This is a genomic window from Streptomyces sp. NRRL S-1813, assembly GCF_000719605.1.
In the GTDB taxonomy this organism is placed as follows: Bacteria; Actinomycetota; Actinomycetes; order Streptomycetales; family Streptomycetaceae; genus Streptomyces; species Streptomyces decoyicus.
This window is the reverse complement of the sequence record NZ_JOHB01000003.1, coordinates 262,756-282,655: the sequence shown is the minus strand read 5'-3', so window position 1 is coordinate 282,655 and position 19,900 is coordinate 262,756. Positions and strand designations below refer to the sequence as shown.

At 70.5% G+C, this 19,900-nt stretch carries 15 protein-coding genes and 1 pseudogene; 12 read left to right on the top strand and 4 right to left on the bottom strand.

From position 1 onward, the window contains the following. Positions 1 to 240 precede the first annotated feature (240 nt). A complete protein-coding gene (locus tag IF67_RS0108425; RefSeq protein ID WP_030983685.1) occupies positions 241 to 1,257 on the bottom strand; it encodes a DUF5954 family protein in 1,017 nt (338 codons plus the stop codon). A 271-nt stretch (positions 1,258 to 1,528) separates the two neighbouring features. On the opposite strand from IF67_RS0108425, the gene IF67_RS0108420 reads away from it, so the two are divergent. From IF67_RS0108420 to IF67_RS0108405, 4 genes are all read left to right on the top strand, one after another. Next, on the top strand, positions 1,529 to 1,903 hold the full coding sequence (locus IF67_RS0108420; protein WP_030983683.1) for a DUF2267 domain-containing protein: 375 nt from the start codon (positions 1,529 to 1,531) through the stop codon (positions 1,901 to 1,903). Positions 1,904 to 2,334: 431 nt separating this feature from the next. Then, positions 2,335 to 2,817 carry a hypothetical protein gene (locus IF67_RS0108415; RefSeq protein WP_030983681.1) on the top strand — a complete coding sequence of 161 codons (483 nt, stop codon included), beginning with the start codon at positions 2,335 to 2,337 and terminating at the stop codon, positions 2,815 to 2,817. 391 nt (positions 2,818 to 3,208) lie between these two features. After that, the gene (locus tag IF67_RS0108410) at positions 3,209 to 4,324 is read left to right on the top strand and encodes an IPT/TIG domain-containing protein (protein WP_030983679.1); all 1,116 of its coding nucleotides are present in this window, start codon (positions 3,209 to 3,211) and stop codon (positions 4,322 to 4,324) included. 401 nt (positions 4,325 to 4,725) lie between these two features. Beyond that, positions 4,726 to 4,980 carry a hypothetical protein gene (locus IF67_RS0108405; RefSeq protein WP_158713057.1) on the top strand — a complete coding sequence of 85 codons (255 nt, stop codon included), beginning with the start codon at positions 4,726 to 4,728 and terminating at the stop codon, positions 4,978 to 4,980. Positions 4,981 to 5,088: 108 nt separating this feature from the next. Here the strand turns inward: IF67_RS0108405 and IF67_RS0108400 are convergent, their stop codons facing one another. Continuing rightward, complete coding sequence (locus tag IF67_RS0108400; protein WP_030983676.1) at positions 5,089 to 6,072, bottom strand: NAD-dependent epimerase/dehydratase family protein; 984 nt, start codon at positions 6,070 to 6,072, stop codon at positions 5,089 to 5,091. Between the two features lie 565 nt (positions 6,073 to 6,637). Between IF67_RS0108400 and IF67_RS46175 the strand changes: the two are divergent. Beyond that, a pseudogene (locus tag IF67_RS46175) lies at positions 6,638 to 6,952 on the top strand (AAA family ATPase); the annotation flags it as partial. Positions 6,953 to 7,128: 176 nt separating this feature from the next. Here the strand turns inward: IF67_RS46175 and IF67_RS0108395 are convergent. Then, positions 7,129 to 9,954 (bottom strand): helix-turn-helix transcriptional regulator, encoded by a 2,826-nt coding sequence (locus tag IF67_RS0108395; protein WP_063754312.1) that lies wholly within the window; start codon positions 9,952 to 9,954, stop codon positions 7,129 to 7,131. Positions 9,955 to 10,122: 168 nt separating this feature from the next. Between IF67_RS0108395 and IF67_RS0108390 the strand changes: the two genes are divergently transcribed. From IF67_RS0108390 to IF67_RS0108380, 3 genes are all read left to right on the top strand, one after another. Beyond that, positions 10,123 to 13,077 (top strand): AAA family ATPase, encoded by a 2,955-nt coding sequence (locus tag IF67_RS0108390; RefSeq protein ID WP_030983672.1) that lies wholly within the window; start codon positions 10,123 to 10,125, stop codon positions 13,075 to 13,077. Between the two features lie 470 nt (positions 13,078 to 13,547). Then, entirely contained in the window at positions 13,548 to 13,757 is a 210-nt protein-coding gene (locus IF67_RS0108385; RefSeq protein ID WP_030983670.1) for a hypothetical protein, read from the top strand. Positions 13,758 to 13,838: 81 nt separating this feature from the next. Then, positions 13,839 to 16,754 (top strand): AfsR/SARP family transcriptional regulator, encoded by a 2,916-nt coding sequence (locus tag IF67_RS0108380; protein WP_051817795.1) that lies wholly within the window; start codon positions 13,839 to 13,841, stop codon positions 16,752 to 16,754. A 21-nt stretch (positions 16,755 to 16,775) separates the two neighbouring features. On the opposite strand, the gene IF67_RS43615 is transcribed toward IF67_RS0108380, so the two are convergent. Beyond that, positions 16,776 to 16,922: a hypothetical protein gene (locus IF67_RS43615; protein WP_158713056.1), complete on the bottom strand. Its 147-nt coding sequence runs from the start codon at positions 16,920 to 16,922 to the stop codon at positions 16,776 to 16,778. A gap of 421 nt (positions 16,923 to 17,343) precedes the next feature. On the opposite strand from IF67_RS43615, the gene IF67_RS40240 reads away from it, so the two are divergent. From IF67_RS40240 to folE, 4 genes are read left to right on the top strand one after another with little or no spacing between them, the layout of a single operon-like run. Continuing rightward, the gene (locus tag IF67_RS40240; protein WP_051817794.1) at positions 17,344 to 18,126 is read left to right on the top strand and encodes a class I SAM-dependent methyltransferase; all 783 of its coding nucleotides are present in this window, start codon (positions 17,344 to 17,346) and stop codon (positions 18,124 to 18,126) included. Between the two features lie 13 nt (positions 18,127 to 18,139). Further along, positions 18,140 to 18,853, top strand: a complete 714-nt coding sequence (locus IF67_RS0108360) for a 7-carboxy-7-deazaguanine synthase QueE (RefSeq protein ID WP_030983663.1) — start codon at positions 18,140 to 18,142, stop codon at positions 18,851 to 18,853. A gap of 37 nt (positions 18,854 to 18,890) precedes the next feature. Beyond that, the gene (locus IF67_RS0108355; RefSeq protein WP_030983662.1) at positions 18,891 to 19,262 is read left to right on the top strand and encodes a 6-pyruvoyl trahydropterin synthase family protein; all 372 of its coding nucleotides are present in this window, start codon (positions 18,891 to 18,893) and stop codon (positions 19,260 to 19,262) included. Positions 19,263 to 19,290: 28 nt separating this feature from the next. After that, on the top strand, positions 19,291 to 19,881 hold the full coding sequence (gene folE / locus IF67_RS0108350; RefSeq protein WP_030983660.1) for a GTP cyclohydrolase I: 591 nt from the start codon (positions 19,291 to 19,293) through the stop codon (positions 19,879 to 19,881). The last annotated feature ends 19 nt before the right edge of the window (positions 19,882 to 19,900 follow it).

Here is a 19,900-nt window from a genome sequence, read left to right as displayed (position 1 = left end):
CTGTGAAGACAGCGACTGTGATGACAGCAACTGTGATGTCAGCGACGACAGTCGTCGGCTGATTACAGAAGGTTGGCACGCGTACGCACAACGTGCCACCGGTTCACGCAAGGTGCCGGAGTGTCGCCTGTCGTATGGGGGTGCGGCGGTCCGCGGTTCCTGCGGAGCGGGCCGCCGATCGGCCGGCTTCGGCAGGTTCCGACCGCATTCGGTCGGAGGCGCCGACGGGCTCGCCGGTGTTCAGTTGCCGTGGTGGACGGTGCCGCTCTCGTCCATCGTGGGATGGATCTTCGTCGGGCCGTAGTCGTCCTGGTCCGAGGGGCGTGGTGGTTCCGGACCGTCGGGTCCGGACCGGACCATGCGCTCGATACGGCAGATCCGGAACAGGGTGTCGCCGACACGCGCTTCGTCGGCCTGGCCTGCGGCTCGGAACTGCTCGGCAGCCTGGGCGTACTGGGCTCGTTGGCGGTCGGTGAACTTGTGGAGCAGGGGCCAGAACTCGGTCATGCCGTCGAAGAGCAGCCGCCGGGCGTCGTGTGGTGTGGGCATGAGGGCGCCTTTCGGCAGCCAGCCGCGGCCGTGGCGTTCGACCACTCCGAAGCCGACGGGGAGGAGTGCGACATCGGGGTGGGAGGCGACGGCCCGCTCGGAGTCGTGGCGTACGTCGGCGGGGAACCGCGGGCCGGAGTAGGCGAACCCCTTGAGCGCCAGTTTCATGGCCCCGGCCATGAAGCCGTCGTCCCTGTCCGGAGTGAGGGTGAACTCCAGGTCGCGTAAGGGTGCTTCGTGCCGGCCCTCCCAGGACGGGTCGGTCGGTGGTGGGTCTGTGGGGCGTGGCGGTTCGAGCCCGCTGGGGCCACTGCGGGCGAACTCGTCTCCGCGGACGACGCGGTAGCGCACGCCCAGGACGGTCAGCTCGTCGACAGGGTCGTGCTCGAGTACGGAGACGGCGCTGAGGAGTTCGCGTCGCCGGCGGGGATCGTCGGTGTCGTCCTTCGCCTTGAACCACAGCAGTGAGTTGAGGCTGTCCCGGGCTTCCTGGGGCGTGCCGCTGATGGCGGGTCTCAGCAGCCGCCAGTCGGCGCCGGGTTCGGGGTTGCGCGCGGCGAGCCCGAAGACGGGGCCGCGGAGTGTGAGGTGGGGGTAGCGGTAGGAGGCATCGACGGCGTCGGCCTCGGTTACCCATTCGGTCGGATCGTCGCGACGTACCAGGCCTTCGTGGAGCCGGTCGATCTGTCGCTTCCAGTCATCACCCATGTACACATTGTGATGTCTGGGGGGCGTGATTCAGGGTCGAATGCCGCAAGTGATCAAACGTGCGGTGCCGGCCCGACGCGACCACGCCGGGGTCCCGGGGGCCCGGGGGCCCGGGTTCGCACCGACCGCTGACCGTCGGCCCCGACCGCCGACCGCCGACCGCCGACCGCGACCGCCTGCTGTGCGCCTCGCACGTGGGGTGGGTGCGTGGCAAGGTGGTGGGTGAGGTTGCCTCCCTCGCTCATCCCTCGATTCCGATGTGGAGGCTCGCATGGACGACAAGGAGTTCTTCCGGGCGGTGGCGGATCGAACGGGATTCTCGCGGCAGGAAGCGGCCGATCTGACCCGCGCCACTCTCGAGACCCTCGCCCTTCGTCTGAGCAGCGGCGAAGCCCGCGATCTGGCCCTCGAACTGCCCGAGCCTCTTCGCGCCTCGCTCGAGCAGCGAGGTCAGGGGGAGATGGAGGTCTTCGGGCCGGATGAGTCGATCCGCAGGGTGGGCGGGCGCACCGGCCTGACCGAGCCGGAAGCCTCCCGCGGCGTCCGCGCGGTCCTCGGCACGCTGCACGAGGCCATCTCGCGGAAGGAGTTCGACCACGCCATGTCGCAGCTCGGCAAGGAGTACGCGCAGTTGGTCGACATCTGACGGGTCCCTCCCCCTCAGGAAGCGTGCGCACATCCCACGCGCGTGCTCCGCTGCGCCTGCGCGAACCCGAGTACCTACCCACCGGGACGGTGCTCGCATCCCCATGAATGCCACGCACGGAAGCCCGGTCCGCCGACACGGCCGCAGCAGACCGGAATGTGCCCCGGGCATGGGCCGTGTGCGGGAGCCCGACCGTGCGGTGCACCCTGCGGTGCGGCTTGCCATGCGCCCTGTTCACTCCCCGAGTCCACAACAAGTGCGCTGTTCACCACCCATGTCACCAGGCTGCGCAGCGCTGGTATCGGTCGTCGGTACGGGTGTTCACACCTTCTGTTGAAGGCCGCTACGTGCGGGCTTCGTGCGGCAAGAAATCAGCAAATCCTTCTCTGGGGTCGGGCGCGTTGTGCGCCCACCGACGGAAGGACACGGCTATGCGACGCACCATCGTCGGCACATGCGCTGCTTTCGTGGCTTGGGGGATCGGACTGGCCGGTCCGGCCGTTGCCGCTCCGGTTCCGGTGACCGCGCTCAACTGCGACGGCGACACCTACAAGTGCACGGCCAATCTCCGTTTTGGTGACAACAATTGGAGGGCCGGCTGGGGTGCGAACATCTTCCACCAGGTGACCCGGTCCGCCTATCGCGCGCCCGTGCCCGCAACGAGCCTCAGCTGCGACGGCGACACCGGCAAGTGCGTCGCCAACTTGCAGTTCGGCGACGGCTACTGGCGGGCGAGCTGGCCCGCGACCATCTTCCACCAGGCACTCCGGTCCGCCGACGGCGCACGGCTTGCGGCTCCCGTACCGGCGAACAGTCTGAACTGTGACGGCGACACCGGCAGGTGTTCCGTCAACCTCCAGTTCGGCGACGGGAACTGGAAGGCCGACTGGCCGGCGACCATCTACCACCAGTAAGCGACAAGCCCCTCGGCCGAGGGGTGGCGTACGAGGAACCGGCCCGGGGACGAGCGGTACGCGTCCCCGGGCCCAGCACATGAGGGCGGCCTTCCGCGGGACCGGAGGTCCGCGGCCCGCACCCGGTGCTCGTGCCGACCGGCTCGCGCAGGCAGTGGCGGGACGCCAGGCGCACGCCGGTCCGCAATGCGGGAGCGACGCTCATCTACGTATTGTCATTTTGATCGCCGAACGCGTCATTGCTGTCACGTACGCGCCTTCTTCCGATCCCCCCGGAACCATACCGTCGCATGCATCCACCATTCGACGGCAGCAACTTCCGCCCCGAATATCTCCGTTCACAACTGGGTTTGTGAAGGGAAACGGAGCGGCGGCTGCTCAGGGAGAAGCCATGTCCGCAGCCATACAGCAGCAAGAAAATCCGCAGTCCCCGGGCTCTTGGCCCGGCGGGGACGGGGGCGGGGGAAACTGGCCCAGATATCCGCGGCTCTACGAGGCCATTCCGGACTCGGGTCCGACCACCGGAGGAAATACCGTCCTGCTCACCGGGGCGGGCCTACAGGGCACCAGCCAGGTCACGTTCGGCGGAATTCCCGCCACCATCGTGGCCCAGGACCCGTCCGGCGGCTCGGTCACCGTCATCGCACCGCCGCACGCCGCAGGCACCGTCCAGGTCATCGCCACCACACCGAGGGGCAACACCAACTCGGTGAGCTACACCTACCTCGTCGCCTCACCGAGCGGCCCGACGGTCACCGCCCTCGTGCCCAACAGCGGTTCCACCGCAGGCGGCACCGCGTTCGCGATCATCGGCACCAACCTCACCGGCGCGACGGTCACCTTCAACGGCGTCCCGGCCACCGGGGTGTCCATCAACGCCATGGGCACGGTGCTCACCGGCACCACGCCGCCCGGCCCCGTCGGCAACGTCCCGGTCGTCGTCACCACACCGGCGGGGAGCACCACCGTCGCCGGCGGATTCACCTACACGTCACCTCCGCCCACGGCCGCCTCACTGTCGCCGTCGTCGGGCAGTACGGCGGGTGGTACGGCATTTGTGATCACGGGGAGCAATCTGGGCGGTGCTGCGGTCACGTTCAACGGGGTTGCGGCGACGGGGGTTTCGGTCAATGCGTCGGGTACGGCGCTGGTCGGCTTCACCCCTGCCGGAGTGCTCGGCAACGTTCCGGTCGTGGTCACCACACCGGCGGGGAGCGCCACAGTCGCCGGTGGCTACACCTACGTCGCGCCGCCACCGCCCGTGGTGACGCTGCTGTCGCCGTCGTCGGGCAGTACGGCGGGTGGTACGGCGTTTGTGATCACGGGGAGCAATCTGGGTGGTGCTGCGGTCACGTTCAACGGGGTTGCGGCGACGGGGGTTTCGGTCAATGCGTCGGGCACGGCGCTGGTCGGCTTCACCCCCGCCGGAGCCCTCGGCAACGTCCCGGTCGTGGTCTCCACGCTCTCCGGCAGCACGGCGGTCGTCGGCGGATACACCTACGTGTGAGCGGCCACGCCTCCACCGGCACGCTCGGAGCGGCGGCGGTCCCGGGGAACCCGCTTCCGCCGTAACCCGACGAGCGCGCCATCATCCCTGCCCCGGCATGGATCGCCCCTCCCCCCGGGGGTGACCACGGCCTCCTTACCGCGCCGCGACCGGCCACCGTCATTTCCCGCGCCACGGCGTGACCGGACCGGGAGGAGACGAGACGGGGCAGGGGTGAGGGAGTGCGGGTGGGCAGGCCAGGTCGGCCTGCCCACCCGGCTCCTGTCCGCGTAGGCGGCGCTCCGTGACCCGTGCGCAGGGGCTCCGGACGACGGCGTGTCCAGCCTGCCGCCTCGACGAGCTCGTGTGAGCCATGCCGCACATGGCAGCACCTCGCGCCCACCCGCCATAGGCTCTTGGCCATGGGAATCGGGCTTGCGATGGTGTACATAGCGGTGGGCGTCACCGTGCTGTTCGATGTCGGCGGTCTGATTCGCCGCAGGTGCGATCGAGTACAGAAGAAGGCGGCTGACCGGCACCGCGAAACGCTCTGGGCGAACGGGCGCCTCGAGACGCCTTACGTACCCGTGCCATTCGCCCGGCCTGCGTTCCTCCGCGCTCTGGGGATTCCCCTAGCGCTCGTCGGGGGCCTCCTCCTTCTGCTGCATCTCGACTGACCCACATCGTCGCGCCCCCGCACCGTCGCTGCGACGAGGGCTTGGCGCAGATACCCCGCGCGAATGGCTGTCGTCGGCAAGCCGGGGTGATGCGCTCCGGCTGCACCGCTACCCGAGCGCCGCCGCTTCCTTCTCCGGGGCGAGGCCGGGCGCCGGCCGGTCCGGACGCAGGGGCGCTGTGCCGCCGAGGGACCTCAGCCAGGCCCAGGTGTCGGCGACCGTTTCGCCGACCGGGCGGCAGCGCAGCCCGGTCGCCAGGGCCCTGGACACATCCGCGCCGTAGAGCGCGTCCGCCAGTTCACCGGCCGTCAGCCAGACCGGCAGCTCGGTCCAGGGCTCGATGCCGGCGGCGAGGATGTCCTCCGGAGCGGTCCAGCGCAGCTCCGCGTCCGCGCCGGTGACCTGCACACAGCTCTCCAGCAACTCACCCATCGTGGCGTGCCCGGCCTCGCTGACCAGGTTGTACGCCCCGCCGATCCCGGACTCCAGGGCGCCGAGGGTCCACTCGGCGAGATCACGGGCGTCGATGTATTGCAGTGCCAACTCCCGCGGCCCCGGGGCGAGGACCGGGCCGCCGCGGGCGATCCGGCCCAGCCACCACGGCAGCCGCCCGATGTTCTCGTACGGCCCGAGGATCAGCCCTGCGCGGACCAGCAGCGTCCGGTCCCCGAACGTCTCGGCCGCGGCCAGTTCACCACCCCGCTTGGCCGCCGCGTAGTCGTCGGATGTCGTGTCGTCGGCGGATCCGGCGACCAGCGGCCCGTCCTCGTCGAGCCCGTAGGGGGCCGGAAAGGCGTACACCGAGCGGCTGGAGACGTAGGCATAGCGCCCGGCCCGCCCGGCCAGCAGTCGCGCCGTGTCCCGCACCGCCGAGGGGGCTCCGCTCCAGGTGTCGACGACCGCGTCCCATTCGCCCTTCTCCAGGGCCGCGAGCCCGGCCGCGGTCCCGCGGTCGCCGTGCAGGGCCACCGTGCCCGCCGGCGGCGCGTGCTTGCCGCGGTGGAAGACCGTCACCTGCCAACCCCGCGCCAGTGCCGCCTCGGTGACCGCCCGTCCGACGAATTCCGTACCGCCCAGCATCAGTAGCTTCATGACGGCGACTGTGCCGCACGGCCGTGTCCGGGGCCATGGGCGCACGCTCTCGGCGGAATCTCCGCGAGCGAAACAAGTGGAGGACGGGTTACCGGATCATTCCGGCAGGCCCACCCGTCCCGGCGACCGTCCGAGCCGTCGCAGCCCTTCGCAGTCCGTCGTGCTTCCAGAGGTCAGAGGCGTGTATAGCCTGGGGAAATCCAGCAGGAAGTCATTGCGACTCGCTATGTGACACCCGTGCGGGAGGGCGGCTCGTTGCCGGGGCTCGTCGAAGGGGAGCGAGCGAGTGGACGAGCGCTTCCTTGCCTTCGTCGGCATCGCCGGCACCCTCATCCGCTACCGCCGGCTCGGCCGGTGGACAACCAAGGCCGGTCCGCGTGCAGGAGGATGCGGCCATGGACAGATCGAACGAAGCTCGAGCAACCGTCGGCAAGCTCTGTCCTGGACCGCATGTCCCCGGGTCCCCCGTTTACCTGGGTTCCGCATATAACCGGGTTCCACGGCTGCCTTGACCGATGAGCGGATCTTGTCCGGGTGGCGGTCGTTCGCTACGCACATCCAAGACATGTGTTATGAAACACCTGGCATTGCATGGCTTGGGGGCGAAGTGACGGCTTCATTCGAAGGTTGGCTTGTGGGGCGTGCGGCTGAGTTGGCGGAGCTGTCCAGGCTGGTGGAGTCCACGCTCGCGGGCGAGGGGCAGGCCGCCTTCGTCGTGGGTGAGGCCGGTCTCGGGAAGACCGCCGTGCTCGAGGAGGCCGCGGCGGCGGCCGAGCGCAGGGGCCTGCGGGTGCTCCAGGGGAGTGCCCAGGAGCTGGAACAGGCATGTCCGTTCGCCTTCATTTCCAGCTGCTTGAGGCTGGAGGAGTCTCCCTCGGATGCCCGGCGGGCCCGGGTCGCCGAGGTGCTGCGCGGCGATGCCCGCTACCCTGGCTGTGGCTCCTGCTGCGGCGGTGCCAACGTAAGGGGGCCCGCGCGGCGTTACATCCGTCAACTGACGGAGGACTTGCGGAGCAGTGACCCTGGCCGTACGAACAGCGGATTCTGCCCGCGTGTTCAGCCGCCGGCCGGGCCGGGCCTCGCTCCCGGTCCCGCCGCACCGCCCGGCGGGACGTCCGGCACCGGGCCGAGTCCGGCCAGGCTCCCGTCCAGCCAGGCCGCCACCAGCTCCACCCGCGAGCGTTTGCCGCTGCGCTGGAACAGCCGGGCCAGCCGTTGTTCGACCGTCTTCTCACTGCACGCCAGACGGGCCGCGATCTGCCGGTTGGTCCCGCCTTCGCCGACCATGCCGATCAGCTGGATGTCCGCCTGGCTCAGGCCCTCGCGGGCCGCCCGGCCCCTCGGCAGCGGCACGTTGCGGCGTTGCGCCGACCGGCCGAGCAGGACGCGCCCGGGACGTCCGAGCGACAGCAGGTGGGTGTGCCGCGCCGCCTCGGCCAGCCACGACTGGGGCTCGTCGGCGACCTCGGCGAGGATCTGGCAGCAGTACAGCATCATGTGCAGGTCGCCCCGCCGCTCGGCCGAGCGGTAGGCCTCGTACGCGCCGTCCGCGTCACGGTGCAGCACCCCGCGGGCGACGAGCAGCGCCTCCCGGGTCATGGCCGTGTCCGCCTCCGCGTGCAGTGCCGCCAGTTGATCCAGGGCCTGTCGCGCCTGCCGCGGCCGGGTCTCCTCGGCGAACTCCAGGATGCGCAGCAGCACCCTCTCGACCCCCGCGAGCAGGCCGCTCCCGCGCACCCGCTGCACGTCGCGCCACGCTTCCTCCAGTGCCGCGTCCTGCTGTCCCGACCAGTACCGCACGCCCAGCCGTGCGCGGGCCACCAAGGGGTGGACGACCGAGCCGGGAATGAGGTCGAGCCACTCGCGGGCGCGTACGAGGTCACCGCGGAAGCAGTGGATCTCGGCCGCCAGCGCCCGGGCCAACTGGCCCGTGCCCGGCCCGCCGTCGGCCCGGCCCCGCCGCTCGATGCCGCGGGCCGCGGCCAGGGCGTCGTCCCAGCGCCCGGCCAGGTAGTCGTGGACCATCGCGTGGTAGCGGCCGGCGGTGCTGTGGCCCGCGCGTACATAGCGCTCACCCAGCACGGCTTCGAGCGCGCCCGCCAGGTCGCCGTAGGCCGCCGCGTCACGCAGCCGCCCGACCGCCGCCTCGCAGGCCTCCTCCCCCGGCCGGCCACGGAAGGCCCTCGCCAGCTCCTCGTGGCCGCCCACGGCAGTGGCCAGCGCCCGCAGTTCGCCCTGGGACGGCAGCGGACCGTGCCCGTCGCGGAGCGGGCCGCCGTCCGGGGCGGGTTCCGCGGACGGCGGCCACGGTGTGAGCGGGCCGATCCCGTACCGGCCGCCGAGCGCGGCCAGCATCGCCGCCCGCGGCATCCGTGCGAAGACCGCCCCGGGCACGGCGCCGTCGTCGTACGGCGACCGGTGCTCGTGGAGCGAGGACAGCCCCCAGGCGATGGTGGCGAACTCCAGACCGCCGTCGGTGGGGCCGGGATCCCGCAGGCCGGCGAGGATCGGTTCGCCCAGCGCGAGGACGCCGACATGGTCGCCGCACCCCAGTCCCAGTTCGGCGGCCTCGCGCAGCACGCCCAGCGTCGCAGGGTAGTTGGGCGGCAGGCGGCGCAGCGCGGACAGGTAGGCCCGCGCCGCCCGCGGGTGGTGGGACCTGGCGTCCTTGCCGGCCGCTGCCAGCAGCAGCGGCACCGCCACGGCGTCGTTCAGCACGGAGCCCGCAGCCGCGACGTGGTCGGCCAGCAGCGGATGGCAGACGCCCGTGGTGGCGGGACCCAGCCGCCCGGCCACCCTCTGCACGACGGCGGCGTGCACCGACCGGACGTCGCGGCGGGGCAACAGCGTCCGCAGCGCCGCCGCCAGCGCGGGGACGGCGAAGGCCAGCCGGCCGTCCCCGTCGAGGGTCAGCACCCGCTCCCTGACCAGCCGGTCCACGGTCCGGCCGAGGTCCGTGGTGAGCGTCGCGCACGCCGGGCTCAGGCCGTGCACGTCCTCCAGCCGCAGCTCGGCGCGGTGCAGCAGACCGGCCAGGATGACGGCGTCCATGCCGTCGGCCGTGACCCGGCGCAGCGGCTCCGCGTCCACGGTGAGTCGCAGGTCGTCCTCCGTTCCGGCCAGGCCGGTACGGCCGTCGAGGTCGACGAGGCCGCCGTCCTCGAGCAGCGCGGTGAGCACCGACAGCACGGCCTCGGGGTTGCCGGCCAGGGGGCCGAGGGCGCGCCGCACCGCCGCGAGGAGCGCGGGTTCGGGGGGACGGCCGAGGCGCCGGCCGACGAGCTCGCCGACCTCGTCCGGCCCCAGCGGCGGCAGGTCGAGCACCCGGTCGGCCGCCGTCGCCAGGTCGGGGGCGACTTCCGGGCCCCAGGACACCGGGCGCCCGGCCAGCACCACGGGCAGGCCGGCGGGCCGGAACACGCGCAGCATCAGCTGGAGCGCGGAGGCGGTCGGCGGGGGCATCCGCTCGACGCCGTCGAGGACGAGGGCAAACGGGTCGTGGTACGCCGCGTCCGCGAGGGTCTCGCCCAGCGTGGACAGCAGCGTCAGTTCGCCCCCGCCGTCGCCCAGGCGCGACTGCGCCCGGCGCACGGCGGAGAGGTGGGTCGGGAACCGTCCGTGGTGGACCTCGGCGAGCACTCCGCAGAAGGCGTCGGCAAGGGCGGATGCCCCGCCCGGCCCGGTGACGGTCTCCCAGACCGGCCGCAGCACCGTGGCGCCCTCCTGGACCACCACGTGCCGCGCCTCGTTCAGCACGGCGGTCTTGCCCGCTCCGGCCGCGCCGGTCAGGAACAGGGGCCCCGCCGTACAGGCCGGACGCAGGGCGTCGGCGACCACACCGACCTGATGGTCCCTGCCGACGAGAGGTACACGGCGTTCCACTGGGACTCCTCACTCGCCTTCGACCCACGTCGACCGGGGTCGTCCCGCCGATTGTGACGTCGTCGCGGGAGACGGACATAATGCAGGCTCCGACGGGCCCGGCGCATCGGCCCCGTCGCGGAGACCGGGCGGAACGGCCCCCGGGTGCCACGTCGTCGAGGAGGTTCCGTGGACAGTGGCCGGCCGGCGGAAGCCGAGGCGGTGCGCGGTGCCACGGCGACGTGGGCGGACGGCGCGAGTGTCCATCTGGTGGGCCGTGAGCGGGAGTTGGGGGAGTTCGAGCACTTCCTGGACGCCCCGGACGGGCCCGGCATGCTGTTCGTCCACGGGGAACGGGGGGCGGGGCGCAGCGTGTTCGCTCAGGCGGCCGCCGAACGGCTGCGTGCGCGGGATCACGTGGTCGTGCCGCTGGTCTGTGTGCGCGGTGACCTGGACCGTCCGCTCCTGCTGGCGTTGCGGGCGGTCGCCGCCGTGCGGGAGCACCGGTCCCTGGCCGGCCGGGCGGACCCGGACGCCGAGGTGCTGCCCGCCGCGGAGGCCGGGGAGCGGCCGGCGCTCACCGACGCGCTGCTGTCCGCCGCGGAGGCCGGGGAGCGGGCGGCGCTCGCCGACGCACTGCTGTCCGCGCTGGCGCAGGCGGCGCCCGTGGCCGTGGTGGTGGACGACGCGCAGTACGCCGACGCGGCGTCCCTCAACGTGCTGGGATACATCGCCACCCAGCGCCCCCCGGAGACCCGGCTGGTGATCACGTCGGTGCGGCACACCTCCGAGGCCGGCGACTCCGCGTCCCGCCGCCGACGGGACCAGGCCGTCGGGCTGTTGACGGAGGTGGGCGCGGCGCGGAAGATCATCCTGCCGCGCCTGACACGGCCTCAGATTGCCGAGATGGTGGCGCGGCGGTCGCAGGCGGTGCCCGACCCGGCTCTGGTGGAGCGCGTCCTCGGGCTGACCCGCGGGGTTCCCGCGGCCGCCGACGCGCTGCTCACCGGGTGGTCGCGGCGGAACATGGTACGGATCGCCGACGGGCACGCCTTCCTCGCCGCGAGCGCGCGGGTGCCAGTGCTGCCCGACGAGGACCGGTTCATCAGGGCGCTGCACGAGCTCGGTGAACCGTGCTGGACGACGGCGGCGGCGTTGAGCGTCCTGTGGCCGCTCGGCCGGACGGCGATGACGCTGGTGGCCGAGACCACCGGTCTGTCCGGCCCGGAGGTCGCCGACGGCGTGCGCCGTCTGATCGCCGCGGGACTCCTCGACGCACTGCCCGGCGAGGACGGCGGCGGCCCCCGGGGCTGGACCTTCCGGTCGCCTCTGGTGGAGCACGCCATTCGGGGACGGCTCGGGCCCCTGGAACGTGCCCGGATGTCCGCCGCCGCGGTGGAGGCGCTCTGGGCGGCGCGGGACAACGCGGACGCCGCGGCGGCCCCGCACCGGCCGGCCGTGCTCGTCGAGGAGGCGGACGCCGAGACCTACCTGCCCGACCGGATCGCCGACGCGGGGGTGCTGATCGACCGCGATCGCGCGGTGGCGGAACTTACGGCCGCCGCCGAGGCGTTGCATCCCGACCCAGAGGACCGCGGCATGCTGCGGTGGTTCCGGGCGGCGCTGCGTCTGATCGAGGAACCGGCGGCCCGCGAACTGGCGCTGCTGCGGTGTGTGAAGGCCGCCTGGGTCGTGGGCGAACGCCCGACCGCGAGCAGGGCGGCGGAGGCGATTTTGCGCGACCCCTCCGACGTCCTCCCCGGCCAGGAACTCCAGGAGGTCGCCAGTGTTCAGGCCGTCGCGGCCGCCGCCGGGAAGGACTGGCCGCAGCTGTCCCGGATGGGCTCGGCCGAGTGGTGGGACCGCCTGCCGCTGCCCCCGGAGGCCGCCGTGCCGGCGCGGGCTCTGGCGCTGTGCCTGGCCGAGCGGTGGCAGGAGGTGCTGGACCTGCTCTCGCGGACGGAGGCGGTGTGGCGCACGGACCCGCACACCCGGCTGATACCCGAGCTGGCACAGGCCGTCGCGAACATGGTGCAGGGCCGGACCGACATGCTCGCCCGCATCCTGGCCGCGCCGCCGGAGCCCAGCCTTCCCGCGGAGATGCTGTACGGGATAACGGCCGGGTACGCCCTCCACTTTCTCGGCGCCGCCGACCTGTCCGGTGCCATGGCCCTGCTGAAGGACCGCGCGATGCCACCCGAGGCGCTTCCCCCCGGCACCCGCTTCCTCCTCCTCCAGCTCCAGGGCCGGTGGGACGAGGCGCTGGCGCTGGCGCGCTTCATGGTCGCGAAGGACCAGACGTTCATCGCGGCGCCCCAGCACCATCTGTTCGCCGCGGGGATGGCGGCCATCCTGGTGGCCAGGGGCAAGCCGGCCGGCGCCGCCCGCCTGATCGCCGGCGAGCGCGGCAACAGCAACGGCCCCCTGGAGGTCTTCCTGGACGTCGCCGACGCCGAAGTGCTGCGGACCATGGGCCGTCCCGACGCTGCCGACCACACGTTGCGGCGCGGACTGCGCGAGGCCGACGCGCACGGCTATGTCTACGGAACCGACGAGCTCGCCGCCGCCCTTGCCACGGTCCGGGCGGAGACGGGCCGGGCCGACGCGGCGGCGACCTGTCTGTGGCGCCTCGAGGAGCTCGCCGGGCGCACCGGCAGCGGACGGACCCGGCTGCTGTACCTGCTGGCATCGGCCCGGGTGCTGGGGCCGGGCTCCGACGCCGCGCGCAAGATGCTGCACGAGGCGGTGGCCCTGGCCCGCTCGCGGGGACAGCCCTTCGAGACCGCGGTCACGCTTTCGGCGGCGGCCGGAAACGCGGGTCCCCCGGAGCTGCTGCACGAGGCGTACGAACTGTACGGCGAGACGGGCTCCTTGCTGCGGCGCTTCCACACCAGGGCCGCGATGCGGGAGGCCGGGCTGACCGTCCCTCGCCGCAAGCAGGCCACCGCCGAGAACGAGCAGTTGCTGGCCACCCTGATCACCGAGGGGCTCACCAACCGCCAGATCGCCACCGTACTGCGGCTCAGCGAGGACGCCGTCGCCAACCGCCTGTCACGGCTGTTCGCCCGTACCGGCCTGCGGTCCCGTACCGAGGTCGTCTCGGCCATGCTCACCGGCAACCCCCTCACCACCCCGGACCGCTGAACGGTCGCGCCCCGCGTGCCCGTCTCCATGTGGGACGGGGCCGGGGCGGGGCGATGCCGGGGGCTCCCACCCCGCTCTCAGCCCGATGACAAGGGGCGGGCGAAGGCCCGTCACCGCGCGGTCGCCCCATGGCGCCCTGCCTGAGCGGTCGGTCGGCGTCGTCCCCGCGACCCTGCCGCGGGGAGGTGCGCCCGCGGAGCGCGGGCGTCGCGAAGGACGTCCCGGGCGGGTGAAAGCCCAGGTGACGACGTGGACTTGAGCACCTCATGATGCGGGGTGGGACCCTCCGCGGCAAGCACCGGCCGGCAACCTTGCCCGTTTGTCCCACCCGCCCGGTCCCTCCTCCCGCCACTCGTGCCAGGTTTCCCTGTCCTTAAGCAATCGAGCCATCCAAAAAGCCGGTGGCCGAAAAGTACGTGGCACGATCATCGCCTCGTACCTCATGGGCGATTTCCGACGGGGAGGCGAAAATGCCCCAGCAGATACTCACCGGCACCGTGTGCGTGGCGGTCCACTCACCCGACGCCGTCGTCACGGACTTCGACACCGTCGACACCACCGCACCGGACCAGCTGCGCACTCTGTCCGACCGGCCCGACACGCGCTTCCTCGTCACCGGACGACACCGGCGGGCGGACGTCTTCGCGGCATTCGGCCGCGGGGCCCACGGTTACGGCTGAGTAGCCAGGTCGGTATGAGTTCTGTCCCACTTTGCAAGCCGGACCACATCGCCTGGCTGATAGCACAGAAGCAGGTTATGCATGGCAGTCTCGTCAGGTTACGACAGCAGCGGCGTAGCGGCGGCTCCTTTCCGGGTGCTCGGGCCGCTTGAGGTGAGCGGCGAGCTGGGGGCCGTATCCGTGGCACCGGGGCGTCAAGAGATCGTCCTCGGGGCGCTGGTGCTCGAACTGAACCGGGTGGTGGAGACGACCCGTCTGGTGGATGCCATCTGGGCTCACGATCCGCCGAAGACCGCACGCGCCCAGGTGCAGATCTGCATCTCCCGGCTCCGCAAGGCACTTTCGGACGGGGGAGTTGACGCCACCATCGAGACCCGCGCTCGCGGGTACATCCTGAGGGGGCCGGAGGATGCGACCGACGTCGGCACCTTCCGTCGCCTGGTAACAGAGGCGCATGCGCTGGCCCGTGCTGGTCTGAAGGTGCCTGCGGTGGACATGCTTCGCTCGGCGACAGGCCTGTGGCGGGGGCGGTGCCTGGCCGGTGTACCCAGCGAAGTCCTGGCCGGTACGGCAGCGCAATGGGACGAGAGCCGTCTGGAAGCGGTGGAGACCTGCATGGGGCTGTTGCTGGAGCTGGGCCGTCACGAGCACCTGGTGGGCGAGCTGATGCAGCTTGTCGCCGGCCATCCGCTGCGTGAGCGGCTGCGGGGGCACCTCATGGTGGCGTTGTACCGTTCGGGCCGGCAGGCGGAGGCGCTGGATACCTACCACCAGGGCCGCGCGTTACTCACCGAAGAACTCGGCCTGGACCCGGGCAGGGAACTACGCGACCTGGCGCAAGCGATCCTGACCGACGACCCCGGCCTGGCACTGGCTGAACAACCCGAACCGCGTGCGCTCGTGGCACCGCAGGCCTCTCAGCCGGCGCTAGAGCTTGATGCCGATCCCGACCCCGTCGTCACACCTCGGCAACTGCCCGCCGACATCGCCGATTTCGTGGCCGACGACACGATCGTCTCAGCGATCTGCGACGCCGTCACCGAGGGCCAGGGAAAAGGACCGCTGAGCGTGGCCTTGGTGCTCGGCAGGCCCGGTGTCGGCAAGAGCACGTTGGCCACGCACGTGGCGCACCGACTGGCAACCGAGGACTTCCCGGACGGACAGCTCTACTGCGACCTCCGAGGGCCGGGCGGACAACCGGTGGACCCGGCCCAGGCGTTGGGGCGGTTCCTCCGAGCGCTGGGCATACCCGGTGAGGCCATCCCCGATGCGCTCGACGAGTGCGCGGAGATATATCGCAGTCTGCTGGCCGGTCGCCGGATCCTGGTGTTGCTGGACAACGCGGTGAGCGAGTCGCAGGTGATGCCCCTGCTGCCCGGAACCGGCAGCAGCGGCGTGCTGGTCACCAGCCGCAGCCTGCTCACGGCGTTGCCGGGCACACGCCGGTTCGACGTGGATCCGCTGAGCCAGGAGCAGGCCATCCGGCTCCTGGGGCGGATCATTGGAGAGCACCGTGTGGAGAGCGAGCGGGAGGCGGCGCGGGTCCTCATACGTCTGGTGGGCGGTCTGCCCCTCGCGCTGCGTATCATCGGCGCGCGCCTGGCCGCGCGCCCGCACTGGTCACTGACCTCCATGTGGCACCGGCTGGAGAACGAGCACCGCCGGTTGGACGAGCTGGCACACGGCGAGCTGTCGATCCGGGCAAGTCTTTCGCTCAGCTACGACGGCCTGGCGGCGGCCGACCGTCGCCTGTTGTGCCTGCTCAGCCTGGCCGAAGGGACGGAGATTCCGAGCTGGCTGGGTGCCGCCCTCATCGACGACCGCACGCCGCACCCCGCTGACCTCGTGGAACCGCTCATCGACATGCGGCTCCTCGACATCACCGCCATGGACCAGGGCGGGGAGATCCGGTACGGACTGTCGCAGATCGTGCGGACGTTCACGCACGAACGGCTGGCTGCGGAGATTCCCGAGGCAGAACACGCCGGAGCGGTGCGGCGCATGGTCGGTGGCTGGATGGCGCTCGCGGAGCGGGCGCACAAGGAGATCTACGGCGGTATGTACACGCTCGTGTCCGGCCGGGGCGAACGGTGGCATCCGCCGGAGGATCTCGTCCGGCGGTGCCTCCGCGACCCGCTCGGGTGGCTGGAGAGCGAGCAGACCAACCTCTTGAGCGCGGTGGAGTTGGCGGCCCGGTCCGGGCTGGACGAGTTGTGCTGGGAGCTGGCCACCACTCTGGTGACGCTGTTCGAGGCGCGTGGCTATCCCGAGCTCTGGGAGCGCACACATCGGATTGCGCTGACCGCGGTACAAGAGGCCGGCAATGAACGGGGCCAGGCGGCGGTACTCGGCTCCTTGGGGGCTCTGCACCTGCATCGGGGCGAGCACGAGGCAGCAGGCCCTTACCTCAGCGCCGCTCTGGGGATCTTCGAGCGGGTTGGTGAGGTGCGTGGTCAGGCCCTCTGCCTGCGTGACCTGGCGCGCATCGAGCGGCACCATGGTGACGACGATCGGGCACTGGCCCTCTACGAGAGCGCCGAGCGCAACTTCGTGCGGGCGCAGGACGTCATCGGCCGGGCGTATGTGCTTGGCGAGATGGCGCACATCACGATGCGGCGAGCAGACTTCACGCGAACCCGTTCCTATCTCGACGAAGCCCTCGGCATCTGCCGGTCGGCCGGCTTCGACCGGGGCCAAGCCCTCGTGCTGCGGCGGTTGGGCCAGATGCTGATGTACCAGCAGCAGTACGAGGCGGCGGAACGGACCCTGCTTGAGGTTCTCGCCATGGTCAGGGCGCGCGGCGACCTGGTCGGAGAAGGGTATGTGCTGCACGATCTCGGCCGGGTCAATGCCCACCTGCGTCGCGTGGAAGAAGCCCTCCAGTACTACGCGCAATCGGCCAGGATTCGGGAACGGATCCTGGACCACAGCGGGGCCGCCGCCGTACGCGCTGACATCGTTGCCATCCTGGGCAGGCCCGTGACGTCAATCAGCTGACACCAGCTGGCAGCCGGCCGGTCACGTCCACGGCGTGTTGTCGGTGGTCGGGCCGTCGGCCGGCGTCATGGCGGCCGGGCCCCGCGCCACGCCGTGCTGATTTCCTACAGCGCCCAGGACCAGCACGACGACGGCCCCCGCGGCAGCCGGCAACTTCTTGATGGCCATCTCAGTTCTCCTCCCTTTGCAACCCGTTTCGCATTCCGTCCGGGCGTTGCTGAAACCAGCGTGAACCAGGTGCCCATCGCCGCCGCATGCCCGCGCTATCACCGCCTTAACCCGGCCCCGTCCCGCCGTGGATGCGCCGTGATGGCGGGCCGATAGGGCGACACCGGAGATTGGGTCCTGCCGACCTCGGCGCCCCTTCAGGGGACGGCCCTCAAGGAGTGGTCCGAATGACCGTAGTGACCCGGGACGCGGTGACGCCCGCCGCGTTCGGCGTCCCGGAAACCGAAGCGCAGCGCAGCACAAAGTCCCCCGCGACAGCAGCGGTAGACCTTGTCAGGGAATTCCCACGGAAGAGGAAGAGGCCGGTGCGTGCGCACCAGGGCCTCTCCCTGACCGTGGATCAGGGGAAGGTGTACGGCCGATGACGATGGATGCGGAGTTCTACTCCCGGGTGGCCGAGCGGTTCGGCGGCTACTTGAGCGATGCGCGGAGCACCGACGTATTCGCCGACGGCCGCCCGGACGCCGTCTTCGATGAACTGGCTACCGCACTGGGAGCGCCACACGCCCGACTGCTGGATGTCGGCTGCGCCGACGGGCGTAGTTTGTTGCGCATCTCTCCTGCGTACGGCGCCGTAACCGGGATGGATCTGTCGCCGTCGATGCTGGAATGCGCCGCGCGGTATCGAGCGGAGGCAGGTCTGTCGCACGTCACGTTCGAGCTGTGCGACGCCGCCCACACGGGGCTGCCCGATGGGTACGCCGATGTGGTCACTTCCCGCCGCGGTCCGCTGATTGCCGGTGAATTCGAGCGGGTGCTGCGCCCCGGTGGGGTCGTGATGTACATGGGGATCGGGGAGCAGGACGCTCGCGAGCTGAAGGAAACGTTCGGTCGCGGCCAGGACTTCGGCAGCTGGAACGGCAGGCCCTTGTCGGAGGGGATTGCTCAAGAACTGTCCGATGCGGGCTTCGTGGTGACAGTAAACCAGGCGTTCCGGTTCGAGGAGTTCTACCACTCGGCGGGCGATCTGGACACCTTTCTGCACCAAGTGCCGATCATCGACAACTACGATCCGGCGGCGGACAAGAAGGCGTTCGATCGATATGTCGCCGCGGTGACCGTCGATCAGGGCGTCCGGCTGAGTCGGCATTGGTTCATTGTGCAGGCGCAGAAGCCGGCGGCCGTCGAGCCGTCCCACTCATAGGAAACGGTGCGCCATGGAGCAGGATCTCGTAGTGAACGAAATCTTCGGTCCGACCGTCCAGGGCGAGGGTCGTTCCCTGGGACGCAGGTGCGCGTTCCTGCGACTCGGCGGGTGCAACCTGTCGTGCTCGTGGTGCGATACGCCATATACGTGGGACTGGACCGGAGCCGGTGAGAGCGGGGTCGCCCATGATCCGCGTAAGGAGCTGCACCGCCGCCCGGTCGAAGATGTCGTCGCAGAATTGCTCGGCTTCGACACCGAGCTGATCGTGATCTCCGGCGGTGAGCCCCTGGGTCAGCAAGAGCGACTGATTCCTCTGGTGGCAGCACTGACCGCACGCGGTAAAGAGATCGAGATCGAGACCAACGGCACGCACGCCGCGCACCCCGAACTCATCGCCGCCGGTGTCAGGTTCAACGTCTCGCCCAAACTGTCGCACTCGGGCGACGCCCTGCGGCGCAGGATCGTCCCTGCCGCACTCGCCAGTCTTTCGGCACTGCCGGGAAGCACGTTCAAGTTCGTCTGCCAGAACACCCGCGATCTCGACGAAGTGGCCCAGCTGGTTACCACCTTCGACCTGCCCTCGGTATGGATCATGCCGATCGGGCGTACCGCCGACGATGTCACAAAGCACATGAGCGAGTTGGCCGACGCGGTGGTAAAGCGCGGCTGGAACCTGACGACCAGACTGCACACCTTGTTGTGGGACGAAAAGCGCGGCGTGTGAGCAACGACTTGCGCAATGGAGAAGGGAACTCGGATCGATGGCATTTCGAATCACGAAGAAGTTTGAATTCTCGGCCAGTCATCGGCTTGCCGGCCTTGCTCCTGAGCACCAGTGTGCCCGAATGCACGGGCACAACTATGTGATCGAGTTGGAGCTTGGAGCCGATGATGCGGATCTGTTGCCCGTGGGCTTCGTTCGAGACTACGGAGAACTGTCCGCATTCAAGGTCTGGCTCGACAGTCATCTTGATCATCGGCATCTGAACGATGTGATGGACGAAAATCCGACGGCTGAGAATATGGCGGCCTGGGTCTACAAGACATGGTCGATGAAGTTTCCCGAGTTGACCTGCGTGCGTATCTCAGAAACTCCCAAGACGTGGGCCGAGTACCGGCCGTCAGGTCAGTAACTCCGAAGCCCGGACGAAAGGTGCCCGCATGTCGGTGACAAAATTGGACCTCAATGGTGACCCGTCAGCGTCGAGGACGGCCGAGGATCCACTGGTCGAGCTCGCCCGCCAACTGTTGGTGGAGATCGGCGAGGACCCGAATCGCGACGGACTGCTCGACACACCTGCGCGGTTCGCCCGCTGGTGGCGAGAGTTCATCAACTACGACCCGGGTTCGCTGGGCACTCTTTTCGAGTCCATCGGCACGAGCCAGCTCGTAGTCGTCTCAGACATTCAGGTCTGGTCGCTGTGCGAGCACCACCTCCTGCCGTTCAACTGCTCCGTGACGATCGCCTACCGACCGACGGGGCAACTGCTCGGCCTGTCGAAGTTCGCCAGGGTCGCCCATCAGTACGCACACAAGCTCCAGGTCCAGGAGCGCCTCGTGGACCAGATCGCGCTCGAGATCAGCACCCTGAGCGGCACCCCGGACGTCGCGGTCATAGCGAAGGGCGAGCACCTTTGCATGTCGATGCGCGGCATCAAGGCTGCCGCGCAGATGACATCGACCGCATATCGCGGGGAGTTCAGCACGGACGCCGAGCTCCGGCGCGAGCTGTTCGACCTGCTCCGGGCGTGACGAGCCATCCGGCTCCGGG

Bases quoted from the DNA above. Each gene is read 5' to 3' on its own strand.
- IF67_RS0108425 (WP_030983685.1), bottom strand. From the start codon at position 1,257: ATGGGTGATGACTGGAAGCGACAGATCGACCGGCTCCACGAAGGCCTG.
- IF67_RS0108420 (WP_030983683.1), top strand. From the start codon at position 1,529: ATGGACGACAAGGAGTTCTTCCGGGCGGTGGCGGATCGAACGGGATTC.
- IF67_RS0108415 (WP_030983681.1), top strand. From the start codon at position 2,335: ATGCGACGCACCATCGTCGGCACATGCGCTGCTTTCGTGGCTTGGGGG.
- IF67_RS0108410 (WP_030983679.1), top strand. From the start codon at position 3,209: ATGTCCGCAGCCATACAGCAGCAAGAAAATCCGCAGTCCCCGGGCTCT.
- IF67_RS0108405 (WP_158713057.1), top strand. From the start codon at position 4,726: ATGGGAATCGGGCTTGCGATGGTGTACATAGCGGTGGGCGTCACCGTG.
- IF67_RS0108400 (WP_030983676.1), bottom strand. From the start codon at position 6,072: ATGAAGCTACTGATGCTGGGCGGTACGGAATTCGTCGGACGGGCGGTC.
- IF67_RS0108385 (WP_030983670.1), top strand. From the start codon at position 13,548: ATGCCCCAGCAGATACTCACCGGCACCGTGTGCGTGGCGGTCCACTCA.
- IF67_RS0108380 (WP_051817795.1), top strand. From the start codon at position 13,839: ATGGCAGTCTCGTCAGGTTACGACAGCAGCGGCGTAGCGGCGGCTCCT.
- IF67_RS43615 (WP_158713056.1), bottom strand. From the start codon at position 16,922: ATGGCCATCAAGAAGTTGCCGGCTGCCGCGGGGGCCGTCGTCGTGCTG.
- IF67_RS40240 (WP_051817794.1), top strand. From the start codon at position 17,344: ATGACGATGGATGCGGAGTTCTACTCCCGGGTGGCCGAGCGGTTCGGC.
- IF67_RS0108360 (WP_030983663.1), top strand. From the start codon at position 18,140: ATGGAGCAGGATCTCGTAGTGAACGAAATCTTCGGTCCGACCGTCCAG.
- IF67_RS0108355 (WP_030983662.1), top strand. From the start codon at position 18,891: ATGGCATTTCGAATCACGAAGAAGTTTGAATTCTCGGCCAGTCATCGG.
- folE (WP_030983660.1), top strand. From the start codon at position 19,291: ATGTCGGTGACAAAATTGGACCTCAATGGTGACCCGTCAGCGTCGAGG.